General features: G+C 42.7%; 13 protein-coding genes. 2 read left to right on the forward strand and 11 right to left on the reverse strand.

Annotated elements, in window-relative coordinates; genetic code table 11:
• Positions 1–35: 35 nt before the first annotated feature.
• Positions 36–674, forward strand: coding sequence for a DNA-3-methyladenine glycosylase (locus tag M2470_RS04270; RefSeq protein WP_280743793.1), 639 nt, complete (start codon positions 36–38; stop codon positions 672–674).
• Here M2470_RS04270 and M2470_RS04275 read toward each other — a convergent pair.
• The 10 genes from M2470_RS04275 to M2470_RS04320 form a co-directional block, all read right to left on the reverse strand.
• Positions 666–1,547 carry a GyrI-like domain-containing protein gene (locus tag M2470_RS04275; RefSeq protein WP_280743792.1) on the reverse strand — a complete coding sequence of 294 codons (882 nt, stop codon included), beginning with the start codon at positions 1,545–1,547 and terminating at the stop codon, positions 666–668. The two genes, M2470_RS04270 and M2470_RS04275, sit on opposite strands and share 9 nt — an antisense overlap.
• 21 nt (positions 1,548–1,568) lie before the next feature.
• Positions 1,569–2,684 carry a PDDEXK nuclease domain-containing protein gene (locus tag M2470_RS04280; protein WP_280743791.1) on the reverse strand — a complete coding sequence of 372 codons (1,116 nt, stop codon included), beginning with the start codon at positions 2,682–2,684 and terminating at the stop codon, positions 1,569–1,571.
• 42 nt (positions 2,685–2,726) lie between these two features.
• A complete protein-coding gene (locus M2470_RS04285; protein WP_348524208.1) occupies positions 2,727–4,013 on the reverse strand; it encodes a tyrosine-type recombinase/integrase in 1,287 nt (428 codons plus the stop codon).
• A 76-nt stretch (positions 4,014–4,089) separates the two neighbouring features.
• A complete protein-coding gene (locus M2470_RS04290; protein WP_280743789.1) occupies positions 4,090–5,070 on the reverse strand; it encodes a carboxypeptidase-like regulatory domain-containing protein in 981 nt (326 codons plus the stop codon).
• A complete protein-coding gene (locus M2470_RS04295) occupies positions 5,071–5,856 on the reverse strand; it encodes a FecR domain-containing protein (RefSeq protein WP_280743788.1) in 786 nt (261 codons plus the stop codon). It lies immediately after the preceding gene.
• Between the two features lie 12 nt (positions 5,857–5,868).
• Positions 5,869–6,357, reverse strand: coding sequence for an RNA polymerase sigma-70 factor (locus tag M2470_RS04300; protein WP_280743787.1), 489 nt, complete (start codon positions 6,355–6,357; stop codon positions 5,869–5,871).
• A 71-nt stretch (positions 6,358–6,428) separates the two neighbouring features.
• Complete coding sequence (locus M2470_RS04305; RefSeq protein WP_280743786.1) at positions 6,429–7,703, reverse strand: hemolysin family protein; 1,275 nt, start codon at positions 7,701–7,703, stop codon at positions 6,429–6,431.
• 151 nt (positions 7,704–7,854) lie between these two features.
• Positions 7,855–9,858, reverse strand: coding sequence for an FISUMP domain-containing protein (locus M2470_RS04310; RefSeq protein WP_280743785.1), 2,004 nt, complete (start codon positions 9,856–9,858; stop codon positions 7,855–7,857).
• 51 nt (positions 9,859–9,909) lie between these two features.
• Positions 9,910–11,910 carry an FISUMP domain-containing protein gene (locus M2470_RS04315; RefSeq protein ID WP_280743784.1) on the reverse strand — a complete coding sequence of 667 codons (2,001 nt, stop codon included), beginning with the start codon at positions 11,908–11,910 and terminating at the stop codon, positions 9,910–9,912.
• Between the two features lie 813 nt (positions 11,911–12,723).
• Complete coding sequence (locus M2470_RS04320) at positions 12,724–13,965, reverse strand: site-specific integrase (RefSeq protein WP_280743783.1); 1,242 nt, start codon at positions 13,963–13,965, stop codon at positions 12,724–12,726.
• 94 nt (positions 13,966–14,059) lie between these two features.
• Between M2470_RS04320 and M2470_RS04325 the strand changes: the two genes are divergently transcribed.
• Positions 14,060–16,369, forward strand: coding sequence for a UvrD-helicase domain-containing protein (locus M2470_RS04325; protein WP_280743782.1), 2,310 nt, complete (start codon positions 14,060–14,062; stop codon positions 16,367–16,369).
• Here the strand turns inward: M2470_RS04325 and M2470_RS04330 are convergent.
• The gene (locus M2470_RS04330) at positions 16,359–17,111 is read right to left on the reverse strand and encodes a hypothetical protein (RefSeq protein WP_280743781.1); all 753 of its coding nucleotides are present in this window, start codon (positions 17,109–17,111) and stop codon (positions 16,359–16,361) included. The two genes, M2470_RS04325 and M2470_RS04330, sit on opposite strands and share 11 nt — an antisense overlap.
• Between the last annotated feature and the right edge of the window lie 7 nt (positions 17,112–17,118).

Below are 17,118 nucleotides of genomic sequence, written 5' to 3' on the forward strand. Positions count from 1 at the left end.
TTTTGTAAAATATTTATAACTAAAAAAATGACATTATGATTCGCTATTTTGATGAGATCAAAAATCTTATAGATAAAAATGGGACCTTTGTAGGTGATACTGAAACTAAAAAAACTTCAATACAGGCAGTTGAGGCATTAGCTAAATCTCTATTGGGTTCTACTTTATATATCCGAGGAAATAAATATATTATTAGAATGCTAGAAATATATTATGGTGGAATTGGAGATGATGCTCATGACTGGTATAGGACTAATTTTATCTATAAAAAATCAAAATATAGAGAACAAACTACCGTTCAAAACAGCAAAGGATTTCGTATTTATTTAAGTTCTAACAACATAGATGATACATACACTCGATTTGATATTGTTGCTGGTCATGAAGGCGTTCCCGTAAGTTTTCTAATTAGGAGTGTCTGGGATTCTAACTTTGATATTATTGGAGAAAAAAACGGAAGTCCCAATACTATTTTGAAGGCAATGGGGTTAAATGCAGAAGATCACAATAAAATTGTAGAAATTGATGATCCTAATAGTGAGATCAATATACAAAATACCTCTAATGAGATAATGAATCAAAGAAAGTTGACAGTGAAACAACAGCCAAGAATTAATTTGAAATCTGGCTTTGAAGAAGGAAATGGTGTTTTATGGAATTTTTTGTTAGAGTAACTTCTTGGTTATCGGCAGCAGAATTTCGGTCAGTAAACCTTCTTCCAGAGTATCTGTTACACTATTTAGATATCGTTCTAAAATCAAACCATCACTCAAGTTATAACCATCGGGGATTTGGTGAAGAATAGCATTATAGAAAGAATCAAGTTCTTCATAAGGACCTTTGTGAATATAAACAGCATATTTTTCTTTGGGGAAATACATAGATTTTATTTCATCGGTCACTTTCATCTTAGGTAGATGATTGACGGTTAATCCTGCGTAAAATCGACATTTATTGTCAATGGTAATATCACGATCATCATAACAAACGCCCCAGTATTCTTCTTTTTCAGGAAGCCAGTCGTTTTGTTGAGCATATTGACGAAGTCTTTCCCAACTTTCTTCTTCAAAAAAATCGGTAGTATAATCATCATAACTACCGTTGTATAGAAAAAAGATAATTGGCGTCTCCGGCAATTCTATGAGGGTGTAGTCGACTTTGTCAAACTCAACATATGTATTCAATTCAAATCTTTCAGCTTTATATTTTGTTGGCGATTGTAAATTTCTCTTCTTGAAGGCGTTATAAAAAGCTGTATCATTTGCCCATCCTAAGCGTTCTGCTATTTCCTTGTTAGAATAACGGTTTTCTTTTAGTAGCAACACTCCATATTCCATACGAATACGATCTATATATTCACCAGCAGTTTCTCCTATGTATTCCTTGAAGACTAACTGAAAATTGCGTTTAGACAAACAAGCAATATCCATCAGTTTGGCAATGGATGTCGCATTATTGAATGTGTTTTCCGGTTCTTTCGACCAATCTCTCTGAATTTGTGAGTTTATATAATGAAGAACGGCATCTATTTGAGCTTTGTAATTCATAAAAAGGCAAATAAGAGTCTTTTATTCTCCAATTTCTTTCTTGATAAAATTCTCTAAGACTCTTTTATCGGGTAACTGGACTAAGTATTTGGAAACAAACAGCTGATTATCCATACCAGAGGTTGCATATTTCGCCAAAGCTTCGCCTTTGCTTCCGCAGAGGATAAGTCCGATAGGGGGATTATCTCCGTCCGACATTTCATTGTCTTTATAATAATTCAGATAGACATTCATTTGCCCAGCATCGGCATGATCGAATTTGCCTATTTTCAAATCAATCAGAATATGGCTTTTCAGAATGCGATGATAGAAAACCAAGTCAATACGATAATGGGTATTGTCGAATGTGATTCGCTTCTGGCGAGCTTCAAAACAGAACCCGGTGCCAAGTTCTATCAGAAATTTCTGTAAATGGTCTAAAATAGCTTGTTCTAACTCTGATTCGCTATATTCTGACCGTTCTTCCAATCCAAGAAATTCCAAGAAGTACGGATCGCGAATAACATCTATACTTTGAGCCGGTTTCTGATTCTTGAACTTACTGATGATGGCTTCTTTGTTTTTAGATAAGCCGGTTCGAACGTATAAAGCTGTATTGATCGCGCGTTCCAGTTCCCGTACGCTCCAGTTGTTCTTTATTGTTTCAACTTCATAGAATAGGCGTTCAAGAGGATCGTCAAATCTAATCAATTCTATAAAATGAGAGTAGGATAATCTTGACAGGAGCAATTCTGGCGACAATTCGAGGTTGTCATCCAATTCGACAGACACTGTCTGTTGAATCTCTATATTGCTATTTGACAATGATTTGATGTCTTGATTTTGAAATATAACAGACAGTGTCTGTTGAATCTTAGGATATGTTTTATAAAAGGTTCTACACGTTCTTAATGCCATAGGAGAGAACCCTTTGAGCCCTTTTGCTTTTATAGATTTAGACATTGCTTCAATTAGCTTGTCGCCATACTTTGCCCGATCTTCACCATATTGTTCGTATTCTACAATATAACATCCAACAAGCCAATTGCGTATGGTTAGGTTTTGGTTGATAGCTCTCTTTGCATTTTCTTGTAATGCGCTATGCGTTTGATAAACATTATCAATTAGTTGGTCGAAATTTTGATGTTTTACTATCATTGGAATCTGAATTATGGTATAAAGGTAATGAATTCCTGTAGATTACGATCGCTTATTCAGACTGTTTCTCAAAGCTTTCAATCTGTTTGCCGCTTGCATGTTGTCTACCTTGATATATCGCATAAACGCCGCAGGACTTTTATGCCCGGATATTCGCATAAGTTCCTCAGCAGGAAAACCGGAGAGATACATATTGGTACAGAATGACCTCCGGCAAGTATGCGAAGACATCATTTCCCATTTCTCATGAACCTCTTTGATTCGGAGATTCCCTTTCTTGCGAACAATCTCTACCTTTTGTTTTAGTTTGGCTTTCTTACCAAGTTCTTTCAGGCGTTCGTTAAACTTATAGCTGGGTATTTTTGGCAGGTCATAATCATATTTTTCCAAAATCTCTGGCACATAGTCAATCATCGGAATAATAACCGCTTTGTGAACTTTACGTTGTTTTAGGTTGATAGTTTCGTTGGCAACATCAATATGTTCCGGACTAAGTGTGGATAGGTCACTGTATCGCAATCCAGTGAAACACCCTACGATAAATACATCCCGAATCTCTTCCAGTTCTTTGTCGTCCGAAAGACAGAGCTTATAAATCTTAGCAAGTTCATTCTCGTTTAAGTAAATAGCATCGGTTTCTTCTTCAACGACCTTGAAATGAGTAAGGTCAACTGCAGGGATAGTTCCTTTGGCTATTTGGTAATTAACGAATCCCTTCAATAGCCGGATAACCTTTCCAGCAGAGTTCGTCAGTAAGCCGATTGTGCCGTCTGGCTTCTCCGCCTTGTAGAAAAGATAATCCATAAATTCATTATAGAATTTCAGATTGAGATTTCGGAACGTAACAGGTTGTGATGAATGTTCCTTGAAATTGGTGAGATGCTTTTTTAACGATTTATAGTCTTTTATTTGGTCGGCAGAAACCTTGCCTTTTTTCTCTTCAATGTAAAGCTCCAATGTATCGAACATGTTTACCCGATTAGAGCGTTGTTCGTACTCCCGGTTCTTTTCCAGTTCAAGCAACACAAAATCCACAATAGGGTCTATACCGTTGTCTTTAGCGTAGGTTAATATCTCACCCAGCTTCGATGTGATTTTCGTCAAAGCAGAATCAATCTCTTCAAATTCGGGACAAGCACGTTTTATCCAACGCTTTTTATCATCCCAATGGTCGGGCTTGATATTATATCCGGTAGATATAAGTGTACGCTTTGTGCGATTGTAATTGTAGCGCACATACAAAGGAGTCTTTCCGTCGCCGGAGACATAATTTGGTTTGATGTAGGGATAATATAAATTTGCCATACCGCTAAATTTATTGTGTTGCATTTGTGTTGCAAATCTATAAAAACTATCCGAAATAGTCAAAAAATATTAGAAATAAAATTTTGCAATATATTGATAATCAGCAATTATTAGAAACTATTGGAAATTGTGGAAAAATGAATAGAGTCCCGTCCATACCGCTTATCTCGGCAACGGCACCGATACGTCCCCCCTGGCTGGGGCCGTAGCCGCCTTTCATAATGCGTATGTCTTTTACCATATAGGGATTGACTGAGCCTATATGGTCGTTATAGTTCTTAATTCCGAACAGGGTATATCCATCGTATGTGATTTTACTTTCCCCCATACTACTGCCCCATGTGATCAGGTCTTCCGAGGGTTCGCCCGATGCCCTTACACCGGGCATCATCCGCATCTGGTTGAATACGGAATTATCGATGCTTCCGGGGATGTATTTGGCAATCTGATGGTTAATACGTATTTCGCCGGGACTGCCGCCCGACTGGATAAGCATGGTAGCGGGAGCAGGGCTGACGATTACTTCATCCATCATATAAACAGCAGGTTGTAAGCGAATTTCGTTTCCTCCGGGAAACAAGATGGTATCCTGTGCTTGATAGCCCAAATGCTGCACTTGCACACGCAAGCTACCCGTTCTGTCTGTTTTGAAAGAAAAACGGCCTGTCTCGTCTGTCGAAACGGTTTGTCCGGGAGTCCTAATATAGGCGTAAGGTAGGCTTTCTCCGTTATCCGCATCTCTTATTGTCCCAGAAAAGGTATGGTACTGCTTAACTTCAGTAAGCGGTGGCTGTTCCTTCTTTTCAGTGTATGAAGCAATAACGAAAACCCCGTTTATATTTTCATAACGAAAGGGTTTATCTTTCAGTAAATAGTCAAGCGCACTTTGCGGATTGCCGAATTTTCTATTGATTGTTACTTTGTATTGTGAAAGAGCCTTGTCATTAAAGGATATTTCTATGGGCAAACTTCGCAGTACATCGTTCAGAGGCTTATTATTAACGACCAAATGCAGCTCTTGTGAAAAAGCTGCAATCGTGCCTGTCAGGGTTATGATGAGTATCGTTATAAATCTCTTCAATTACTTTATCTTAAATTCGATTCCGAACGGAGTACCTACTATTTTAAGTACGTCATGCGGATCAATTGCTTTTGTGAAATTACCTGAATATGAGTAATCCGGAATAGAGTGGGGTAGTACCTCAATGTTGTACTGCCTTTCAATTTCCTGAATTACTTCCTGCAAAGGTACGCCGACAAAAACAAATTTGTCCTGTTTCCAGTTGATCGATTCCTGTGCATCGCCAATCTCTCTTGCCATCAGTTTCCCATTACTCCATAATGCTTGCATATTGGGGGTAAGTGTAAGCGATTCCGATTGATCCGAAACATTCACTTTCCCGCTAAGACAGGTTACATTGAACTTGCCGGCACGGGAAAATACATTGAAACTTGTTCCAAGTACGCTAACGGTATACCCTTCGGAACGCACATCAAAGGTACTTCCTTTTTCAACTTCAAAATAGGCCTCTCCCTTCAGTTTCACATCACGGGATATGAACCACCAAAGAGGTTTGTAGCTGATTTCACTTTCAGCATTCAGCTCTACTTTCGAGCCATCGGGCAAAACCACAGCCAGATGCGTACCTCTTTCCGCTATTTCGCTTTGGGTATAGAAAAATGCGATACTGGGCAATATAAGAGCTACTACAGCAATAGATGCGGCAACATAAAACCAAACAGGCCTTTTTCGGGGAGCTATTTGAAGCACCTTAGGGCTATCTTCCAGTTTCTCGAAAGCAGTAGCCCATACTTCTTCTTTGCTTTTACTCCATTCAGGGGTTATTTTTATATTATCTGTTTTCATATCTTACTTGAATTATAACAGTTTAGCCCTTAGGAATTGTAAAGCAGCACTCATACGTTTTTCTACAGTTTTGATGCTTATATCCAGACATTCAGAAATTTCATGGTATTTCAGTTCATCGTTTCGGTTCATCAGGAAAACAACCCTTTGTGTTTCAGGCATCTTTTCCAATGCTTTAGCATAAGAAGAAGCCAGTTCTTCAACGTTTAATTCTTCTTCTGGTGATAAAGGGCTTTCATTTTGGATCGTCAGGCTTTTTTCATAATCCATACGGGTTGAGCTTTTTCTGTAATTGCTTATAACCATATCGTTGGCCATTTTGTAAAGCAATGGCTTTATGCTAAAACTGTCCAGGTTTTCTCGCTTCTCCCATACCTTCATAAAGATATCCTGCGCCATATCCGATGCTGTATCCGTATCGCCGCAACGATAAAAGATAAAGCTCCGGATCGTATCGAAGTAATTGTCGAATAACTGTTTGAACGCTGCTTTGTTTATCATCCTGTCGGACTTTATTTACTATTATACCGCATGAAGATACAAATACCCTATGTGATTTAATGTAAAAGGGGTCAGTCAGGCTGTTTTTCTACCAAAACTTTGTCTATACGTGCTCCGTCCATGTCTACGATTTCAAAGTCGAAGCTGAGCCAGGAGAACTTTTCGCCTGTCTGGGGGATATGCTCTAGTATGTCCAAGATTAGTCCGCTGAGTGTGTTGTATTCGTATTCGCTGTAGAGGTCTTCCATGTCAAAATGCTCCAGGAAGTCATAGAAGGGGTACTGACCGTCCAGTAGTACGCTACCGTCTTCTCTTTCTACCAGCTCCAGGTCGTCGCCTATTTCCGGCATTTGTCCTACCAGGGCTTCCATGATGTCTTTCAGGGTTACGATTCCTTCTATTCCTCCAAACTCGTCGGAGATGATTCCGTACTTTTCGCGTGCATTCTTAAATTGCTCCAATGCGCTGTATACACTTAGATTTTCCGGCAGATAATTGGCATGCCGCAGGATGTTTTTCAGTGAGAAATCAGGGGTGTCTATTGTCAGGAACAGGTCTTTCAGGCTTACCACTCCCTGGATGTTGTCTAAGGTTTCCGATACAACGGGATATATGTTGTACAGATTTTGCTGTACCACGCTTTTGATGGTTTTTACATCATCGTTGATATCCAGCCAAATCATATCGCTGCGGTGTGTCATAATAGAGCCTACGTTCCTGTCTCCCAGGTTGAATACCCTGTCTACAATATCTTGTTCTACTTCTTGCACTTCGCCTACATCGTAACCTTCTTTTACGATGGCTTTTATTTCTTCTTCCGTTATTTTGCTTTCTTCTATGGCATCGATACCCAGTATTCTGACAATCAGAGAGGTGCTCTTAGATAGTAGCCACACAAAGGGGGTGGCAATACATGACAGGAAGTTCATTGGGCGGGCGATGATTTTCGATATATTTTCTGCCATATTCATACCAATACGCTTGGGTACAAGTTCTCCCAATACAAGCGTAAAGTAGGTTACGATAATTACAATCGTAGTCTTTGCTATGGTGATAGAATAAGGAGCCATGGAGGGTATTACATTCCGGATCACTTCTGCAAAGTCAGCAGCAAATGCCTCTCCCGAATACAAACCGGTAAGGATACCGATCAAGGTTATACCAATCTGGATAGTAGATAAAAACTTGTCGGGCTCATTAGACAGATCTAAAGCCGTTTGAGCCGATTTATTCCCCTTTTTAGCATCAATTTCCAACCTGGATTTACGTGCCGAGACTAACGCAATCTCCGACATAGAAAAAACACCATTCAATAAAATAAGTCCAATAATAATCAGAATTTCCATTCGTACTAATAGCCTTTGATTAAGTAAGGAACAAATATAATGAATAATAGTTCATAAAAAAGCGAACCGTGCGAACAATCCCTGTCCACACGGCTCTAACCAAAAACATTAATATGTAAAAAAAGTATATGTTATCGTTAATCTTTAACGATTAATCTTGTACGCAACGGATGGAATAACCATCTGCACGACGGCCTGTATTCACAAGCAGCTTGGTTGAAGAGAAATGTAAACGCACACCGTTTACACCACCAGTTTCTGACGACCAATAGTAGCTGGCCACGCTTTGACCATTCGAGAAACCACTACCGATGTCTCTAAACCCGACGGTAGGGAAGTAGAGGGTATCCACTCCATTATCACCTTGAACTTCCAACCGCTTTTCAATATTATTCCAGGCTACAACCCCGTCATTGTCGGTATAACTACTTCTGTAAGCTCCAATCAGTTCAAATTCCGCCTTGGTTGGGACGTGCCAACCATTAGGGCATGGACCCTGTCGTTTGTCACCACTCCACAAGTTGTCATTCGAAGGAGTTACCCAGTCGTTTGTTGTGCCTTCCACACCCTTGATGAACTTGTCTTTGGCAGAACCTGTAGTAGCTGTTTCCCAATCTAAAGGTCCTTGAATGGTGTCAGAAACCGTTCCTAGTCCGGCAGCATAGCTAAAGCCTATATTACGTCCCCATTGGAAAAGCAATCCATGATGTTTTACTTCGGTTGTGGTGCCAACTTCTGTGGCTCCTACATTTACCGGAGCCCAGTAGATATCTCCGAATAGGACAGGTTTCTCGTTTGTAGTGTCATAGTTTGGCACACCGTTGATGTAGAGGGTGTCTCTTTCTTCCGGCTTGGAGTTGTTGACTATCTCTATCCGTGCATGAAGAGGGGTTTTCTGTACCGGGATCTCAATCTTGTGTTCTTGCATGTAGCCTGCGGCGTATGTAAGAGTGGGTTCGGGAGAGGTGACGATAATTCTGTCTGTTCCGTTGCCTGTTCCGTGTAGGTAAGTAACATCTACGTGTGTACCGGATTTGTTGAATGTCGTTACCGGAACCTTGATTGTGCCTGTGGTAGTGGCATTAGTGATATCATAGGTCTTGTCCGTTTCCTGGATACCTGCACCACCTGTCAGGACAGCTGCGCCTACTGTCATATCATCTGTTTCGGGTTTGGCTTCATGGGTGCCTCCGTCGTCGGCCCAGTCGTCTACTAGTATATTGAGCTCCGGCTCTTTCTTTTCTACCTTCTGCACTCTTAGCGTATAGCGTTTATTGGCTTCAATCTGTTGAGTGTTTTTTAAGCTATAGATGCGGCGTTCGCCCAGGAAGGTACCTTCAACAGAGATGATGGACTTATCTGCTCCTATCTCTGTGGGGTAGAGGTAAAACAGGCTCTCGATAGTGGTAGCGGTGTTGGCGTTGGCTTCCTTGCTGTACTCTATTAAAGGCAGTGTGCCTTTTGCTAAGGTTGGTTCAGGGATACCCGTTGCATCGCCGAAGGCATGGCCTTGCAGCTTCACGTTCTCAATGATGATGTTTTCTATCGTGAAGTTGGTTTCAGAAGCATCGTTTATTACGTCGAAACGGGCTACACGGCGCAGTAATTTCACCTTCAGATCGTCATCTTTGGCATCTTCTACATCATTGATTATTTTGCGGGCTGTCATCAGGAGCGGGGTCCCAAGGAGTCCGCTTTGTACGTCAGAGAGGCGTTCCAGGAAGTCCTCTTCCGTTGTTGCACCTGCATTTACATTGCCTAAAGCCGAAGCATTGTCTTTGCCATTGGCTACAAAATAGAAGGTGTGTTTGCCTGTACGACCGGTTACGTCTACTGTTGCTTTCAGGTCTGTATCCTGTTGTTCCAGGTCGTCACTGCTTACGCGGAATACCTTTTGCAATAAGTTGGGTAGGCTTTCTGCCGAGCGGTCGTTAAACATATAGATTTCAAGAGAATCTACTGCATTTTCATTGGCAGTAGCTATTGTTGCATAGCTCACAGGTTGTCTTTTTCCCTGAAGGCGGAAGGTGATAAAGCCTTCACGAGCCGGAGTGGAAGGAGTATCCACATACTCTTCCTCGTTGCTGCAGGAAGGCGCCAACATCAGCACCAGAGCAGCCAGTATCATTGTTAGTTTTGTATATTTTGTTTTCATTTTTCTTTTAAAGTTTAATGTTTTTATTTTCTTTCTCAAGAGGGGCGAAAATCACCAATCCTGTACGCAACGGAGAGAGCGACCAGAAGCCCGGTTGTTCATACCCATTGCGAGACCTGACAACTGAAAATTCAGACCACTAACAGCCGTGGCTCCAACACCTGATGACCAATAACCACCATACGCAGTACGGTTCTTAGACGAACCATTACTACTAAGTCGATATCCTGAGGCAGGAAGATAGAGTATATCTGTTTCATTGTCACCCTTGACTTCTAAACGTTTTTCTGTGTCATTCCATATAACCTTTTCACCGTTGGAAGAGTAATTATTTCCATAAGCAGTATTGATTATCTTAAGTTCTTCTTCTGTAGGTACACGCCAACCATTTGGACAAGGACCTTGACGGTCATCACCCGACCAAAGATCATGATTTTGAGGCGCCAACCAATCACCTTTTGATGCATTTGAACCAGTAATAAATTTATCTTTTGAAGAGCCTGTTGTAGCCACTTCCCAATCCAAAGGACCCTTAATCGTATCAGTAACAGGTGCCAATCCGGCTTCATACGTAAATCCAACATTACGTCCCCATTGATATATCAATCCATGATCAGTCACCTTGGCATCCGGACCACTTACCCCTGCATTTACAGGAGCCCAATAGATATCACCGACCAACACCGGATACAACTTTGTATCTGTGTAGCGATTAGCATATAGTGTGATCACTTTCTTCTGATCCAGGTTGGCTTCGTTGCGGATCGTGATCTCTACTTCTACAGGGACTTTGCTACCGTTTATGTTCGGGATGTCTATTTCGTATTCCTGAACGTATGAGGCGCCGCTGTAGGTTAATACAGGGATTGGGGTGTTGACTACAAAATCTCCGTACGAAGAGGCGCTGCCCCAGTTGTATTTTACTTCTGCCTTCGTTCCTTTTTCGTTGAAGGAGGAGGTTGTAAAGGTCAACTTGCCTTCCTTGATGACTTTTGTCAGGTTGTAGGTATCATTCGCCTCTACTACTATGCCTGTGGCGTCTGTGCGTTTAATGGCAGAGAAGGTTACCAGGTCGGTTTCAGGGTTGGCTGGTCCTATGACTTCGTCTACCCAGTCTTCTACCTTTATCTCCATCTCGGCCTTGTTCAGGTCTACCGTCTTTACCTTCAGGATGTAGCGTTTATTCGGCTGGGCTTCGAGGTCTGCGATATTAAGGTTGTAGACCTTTGTTTCACCATTGAAGATACCTTCCAGGGCTATTTCTGTCTTGCCTGTTCCTACTCCTATGGTTGTGGGATACAGGTAGAAGACGCTGTCCAGACGTTCAGGAGCTTGAAGGTCTTTGGGTTCAATCTCTATAGGCTTATAGTTGGCTTCTTCTATGGATTTTAAAGGAGTAGCTGTTTTATCTTCAAATATATAGCCGCGTAGTTTAGCTTTGGAAACCAGGATCTTCTTTATGTCAAAGTTCGTCTCTTTCGGGTTGTTGTCTATATCCAGACGTACCACACGACGTTTTAAGTCTACTTTTAGTTCCAAAGGTTTATCGTCCGGAGTACTTACTTCCGTAATGATCGTTTTACCGGACATCAGCAAGGGTGTAACCAGCGTGTCAGTATGCATATCCGTTATCGCCTCGACAAAGTCGGTTTCAGATGTTGCACCTACATTCAGGTTAGCCAGGTCTGCAGATCGGTTTTCGCCATTGCCGACAAAATAGAAGGTTTTCTTGCCCGATTTGCCTGTTACATTAATCTTGGCAGTCCGGTTTGTTCCCGATGTACCCAACTCGATATCAGCCATCCGGAATACCTTTTCCAGCTTTTTCGAGTTATCATTAAACATATAAATGGTGATATCAGAGAGCTCATTCTCACTTGCTCCCGCTATAGAATAAGACACTGCCCCACGGGTCATCAGAGGCAATGTAAATGTCACACTTCCTTCACCCTCGTATTCGGGGGGAGAAGTCAATACGGTTTCTTCGTTGCAAGCCGCCAAGAATAATAAGGCGGCAAACAACAAACACTGAAAAACGGTTTGTTTTATCATACGCGCTAACGTTAATGGTTAATAATAATTCAATAAAATCCTCCATCACTTGCTAAGTGATGGCAGGGGATGGGAGAATGTCTCCTAATCTGTTGCAAACGTACTCTTTTCCTTTCTACCGATTGTTAACAAAAACGTCCGATTGTTTAAGCAGGTAGAGAAAAAGGAAAACTGAATATAAACCAAGTCAACCTTTTCTACATATAAGATATAAAGTAGTCAACTGAAAACGTCAACAGAAAAACCCAAGGTGTTAATATACAGCACCCTGCGAGTTTCACTATTTTTCATAGGGTGAAACTCAAAGTTTCACCTGGGTGAGAATTTATTCTCATGGCGTTGAGAAAAAGTTCTCATGCAGGTGAGAAAAAATTCTCATCGGCATGAAACTTTTTCTTCATCAGGATAATTTGCAGGAAAAGTCCTGAAGGACTTATAGATGGATAACCCCTTGCAAGCGCAGCGTAGCTCGGGGTAAAGGAGCAGCCCTCTCCACCATCTCCGGAACTCCGACAGGAGTTCTACCATCCATCCAGAGTCTCCCTGAAAAGACGCATTGAACTCCTACGGAGCTCAGGTGATTAGTAGTATCTCGTTTCTACCCCGAGCTGCGCTGTTCCCCCCCGAGCTGCGCTACGCTTGCAAGGGGTTATCCACTTATAAGTCCTTTCGGACTTTCATCCCTTGTTTACAATGTTTGTGTTTTTGTCTACACGGAAAGCTCTTTTAGGGATATCTAAATTGCTGTTATTCAATCATAATATACTTTATCCACTTTCCCCTGCCATCACTTAGCAAGTGATGGCATTTTTTTTATCCGGCTCGGCGGATGGCGGCGGAAACTTTGTCTACGGCCTTGTCCATGACTGAGCGGTCGAAAGAGGCTAGGTAGGTGTAGGTTACCTTCTCGTTGGCATGGCCCAGTCCTTCGCTGATGACCCATAGGGGCAGGCGTTCGCCTTTGGCGATGGTAGCCCAAGAGTGGCGGGTGACATGGGTAGTCAGCTTCTTTTTCCAGCCCAGCCGACACTCGATACGGTGGAGGCGATTGTTCTGAACCTTCAGAGCGGCAAGGTATTGGGGGCGATGGGGTTTATCCGGCTCACGGATCAGCGGGAATAGGAAGGGGCTGTCCTTCGTTGTTTCTTCGTAGTACTCTATTATTGACTGCATCGCAGGGGTGATACGTAGTTCGAGCAGTTGACCTGTCTTGCGCCTCAGGTAAGAGATTACGCCGTCTCTTACATCTGTTTTCTTCAGGTAGGCTACATCAACAAACGACATTCCCCTGGCATGGAAGCAGAACAGGAAGATATCCAGGGCTTGGCAAAGTCCTATATCTTTTGTTTTCATATCGTTACGTGTGAGGTCCAGTTTGTCTAATATCCTTACTTCTTCTTTGCTTAAGGCTCGTTTGCGGGTTGGCTGTACGCCGGTGTAGACTTGTGAGAATGGGTTTGCATGTGGACTTTCGATCAGTCCTTCGCTGACGGCCCGATTCAAGAGTGCGCGTAGGTTACGCATATAGAAGGAGATGGTGTTGAGTGAGAGCGTGCTGCTTTTCAGCCAGGCTTCATACCGGCGCATCAAAGGAGCATCTAGCTTTTCCAATGGGATATCCCGTCCATCATTAAACCGAATTAGCGAGCGGGTAGCAGAGAGGTAAGCCTCGGCGGTTCGTTCCCGGCTTTGTAAGCGAAGTTCGACTGCTTTGCCGTAAGCATAGCCTTTCAATAGCTTGCTTCCCCGGCGACAGCGTAGGATATTTAGTACATCATGTACCGTATAAGTGGGTTTATAGGCTTCCAGACTGGCGAGGTGTGCTTTCAGGCAATGTATATCATCCCGGATAGCACGCTCTGTTTCAAGCAGGTAATCCCGGCGTTCGGTATTCAAAGGTACGGGATATACGATGCATCGGCTTTCCGCATTCCACTCTGATAGATAGAGGCGATAGGTAAGTACTTCCCGGTGATGTACCGCGCGGATAAATAAGCTGCCCGGAGACTCCAGCCCCTTACTGGAAGGGCGCAGGTTAACTGTAATTGTACACATAAGGCTTTTGTTTTTGATGTTTCAACTCATAGTATTCTCATGTAAACAAAGGTAAGGAATGATTTTTCAACAGGCTGTATAGAATCGGATAGAAATGGCTACCTTTGCTTTCCGAAAAGAGATACTTGTGGAAGAATATTTGAACCAACTGAATGAAAGCCAGCGCGAAGCGGTGTTGTACACGGAGGGACCGGAGCTGGTAATAGCCGGAGCCGGATCGGGGAAAACACGTGTACTTACGTATAAAATTGCTTATTTGATGCAACAGGGATTGCCGCCCTGGAGTATTCTGGCTCTGACATTTACCAATAAAGCTGCCCGGGAAATGAAGGAGCGTATTGCTGCTTTGACAGAACCGGACAAGGCACGCCGTCTTTGGATGGGAACTTTTCACTCGATCTTTTCGCGTATCCTGCGTTCGGAAGCCGAGCGTCTCGGTTATACCTCCAATTTTACCATTTATGACTCGGCGGACTCTAAGAATCTTTTGAAATCGATTATCAAGGAAATGCATCTGGATGATAAAATGTATCGTCCCGGCATGATACAAGCGCGTATTTCTAATGCGAAGAATGCGTTGGTTACCTGGCGCATGTATGAGCAGAACAAAGACTTGGTAGAGAGTGATATGAATGCAAAAGTGCCTATGATACGCGAGATATACAAGCGCTATCAGAGCCGTTGTTTCCAGGCCGGAGCGATGGATTTTGACGATTTGCTATTGCAGACCAATATCCTATTCCGCGATCACCCGGATGTGCTGGATAAATATCGGAGCCATTTTCAATACATCCTGGTAGATGAGTATCAGGATACGAATTTTGCCCAACACCAGATTGTACAAAGGCTTTCGGAGCTGCACGGACGTATCTGTGTGGTAGGAGACGATGCGCAAAGCATCTACTCGTTTCGAGGTGCAAATATAGAGAATGTATTGCAACTGCAGAAGGTGTATCCGAACCTGCGCCTGTTCAAACTGGAACAGAATTACCGTTCGACACAAAACATAGTAGATGCAGCGAATAGCTTGATTCATAAGAATAAAGAACAGATACATAAAACCGTTTTCTCCGAAAAGGAAAAGGGGAGTAAAGTGTCTTTGATTTCTTCTTATTCGGATTATGAAGAGGCCTATGTAGTAGCCTCTAAGATCACGGAAATGAGGATGGCGGCAGCTGATGCTTCCTTTGCCTCTTTTGCCGTACTATACCGCACCAATGCCCAGTCGCGTACGCTTGAAGAAGCCCTCCGGAAGCGGAATATCCCCTATAAGATATACGGCGGACTTTCGTTTTACCAACGAAAAGAGATTAAAGATGTAATCGCTTACCTGCGGGTAATCATCAACCCGCACGATGAAGAGGCTTTGAAGCGTATCATCAATTATCCGATACGCGGCATTGGCGATACAACGGTAGGCAAACTGCTGGCTGCTGCTACGGAGTACAATGTAAGTCTCTGGAAAGTGCTGGAAGAACCGGAAACCTATGCCGTACCCCTGAATAATGGCACGCTGAAGAAGCTGGCGGCTTTCCGGGAAATGATGGACGAATTTATGCAGAAGAATAAAGAACTTCCGGCTGATGAAATGACGTCTATGGTAGTGAAAAAGAGCGGTATCGCTACCGAATTGTTCCGCGACCGTTCGGTAGAAGGTATTAGCAAACAAGAAAATCTGGAAGAGTTGCTGAAAGGTATCTCCGAATATATAGATATCAGGCGTGAAGAGGGGCTGGAGCAGATTTCACTGGAAGATTTCCTGTCGGAAGTAGCCCTGCTTACCGACCAGGACAATGACAAAGAGGAAAACGTAAATAAGGTAACATTGATGACTATTCATGCCGCCAAGGGTTTGGAATTCAGAAATGTATTTGTCGTAGGGCTAGAGGAAGACCTGTTCCCTTCGCTGATGTCAAAAGATAATCCACGAGCGATAGAGGAGGAGAGACGTTTGTTTTATGTAGCCATTACCCGGGCAGAGGAAAACTGTATCTTGACCTATGCTAAAAGCCGTTTCCGCAACGGCAAGAGTAATTTATGTTCTCCCAGCCGCTTCCTGAAAGATATAGACCCGCAATACCTGCATGTAGTAGGTGGTGAAGCACCTCAGCAGGCTACTCCAACGCTTCAACGTCCGGCTTTTGCTTCCCCGTTCCAGCAACCCAAAGCGGTAGAACCTCGTATGACAACCGTTGCTTCGGCTGCCGCAAGTACAACTTCGGAACCACCGGCTGATGTGTCGGCTATCCGGGTAGGAGCCAAGGTGAAACATGATCGTTTCGGATCGGGCGAAGTATTGGCTATAGAAGGGGAAGGTGGCAATATGAAAGCAACTGTACAATTTGCCAATTTCGGGCAAAAACAACTCTTGCTGAAGTTTGCCCGCCTGAGTATTATTGAATAGAAAGTCCGTACAGAGATTCTCCCCAGCTGGATACAGTAGGCGTATTATTGCTGAAGCTGCTGACGTAATGCAGATTGATGTATAAGCTGTCTTTCCCTAAGGATTTTTCCTTGTCGGCTATCTCTTGAAGGTCGAATGTATTAATGAAAAGACTCTCCGGATTACTGACTCTCTCTTCTGTGACAGATGTGTTCTTGAATACGCGCAGATACAGGTTGTATATGCGGCGATTAGACTCGTCTACCTTCGGTTCGTTGGGCTTGTTATACGTTAGCTCAAAGAAGTTTTGCAACTGAAAGGAATCCACTTTGTGCTTGGTGTACAGGAATAAGCGGTTATAGATGAAAGCATGCCTTTGTTCGAGTGTAAGCATCCGTTCGTTTTGATAGGCCTGAGCCGTATCCAATCCTGCTTCCAGCGGATACAAGGGACTGATAGGCTGAGCTTGTTTTATGGTTACAGTATAATATCCCTTTTGTTTGCCCGAATCGCTGTTTTCCGGTGTGTTGTAATCAAGATCGTATGTAAAGATGAAGCAATCGCCATTATCATATCCGGACGCAAAAGAGCTTGAATAGATGAATGTGCTGTCTTTCAGCTGGATTTTTGTTTCATTATTAGACACTATAACTACTCCCGGTTGATTAGCTACAGTAATCGAGTGTCCGCTATCTCCCAAGCAGGAAGTGATAAGTATCACAGACAAGAGGCTATATATACAGAATAGAGTGTACTTCTTCATATTTTAT

Source organism: Parabacteroides sp. PH5-46 (genome assembly GCF_029892785.1).
Classification (GTDB): Bacteria; Bacteroidota; Bacteroidia; order Bacteroidales; family Tannerellaceae; genus DFXE01.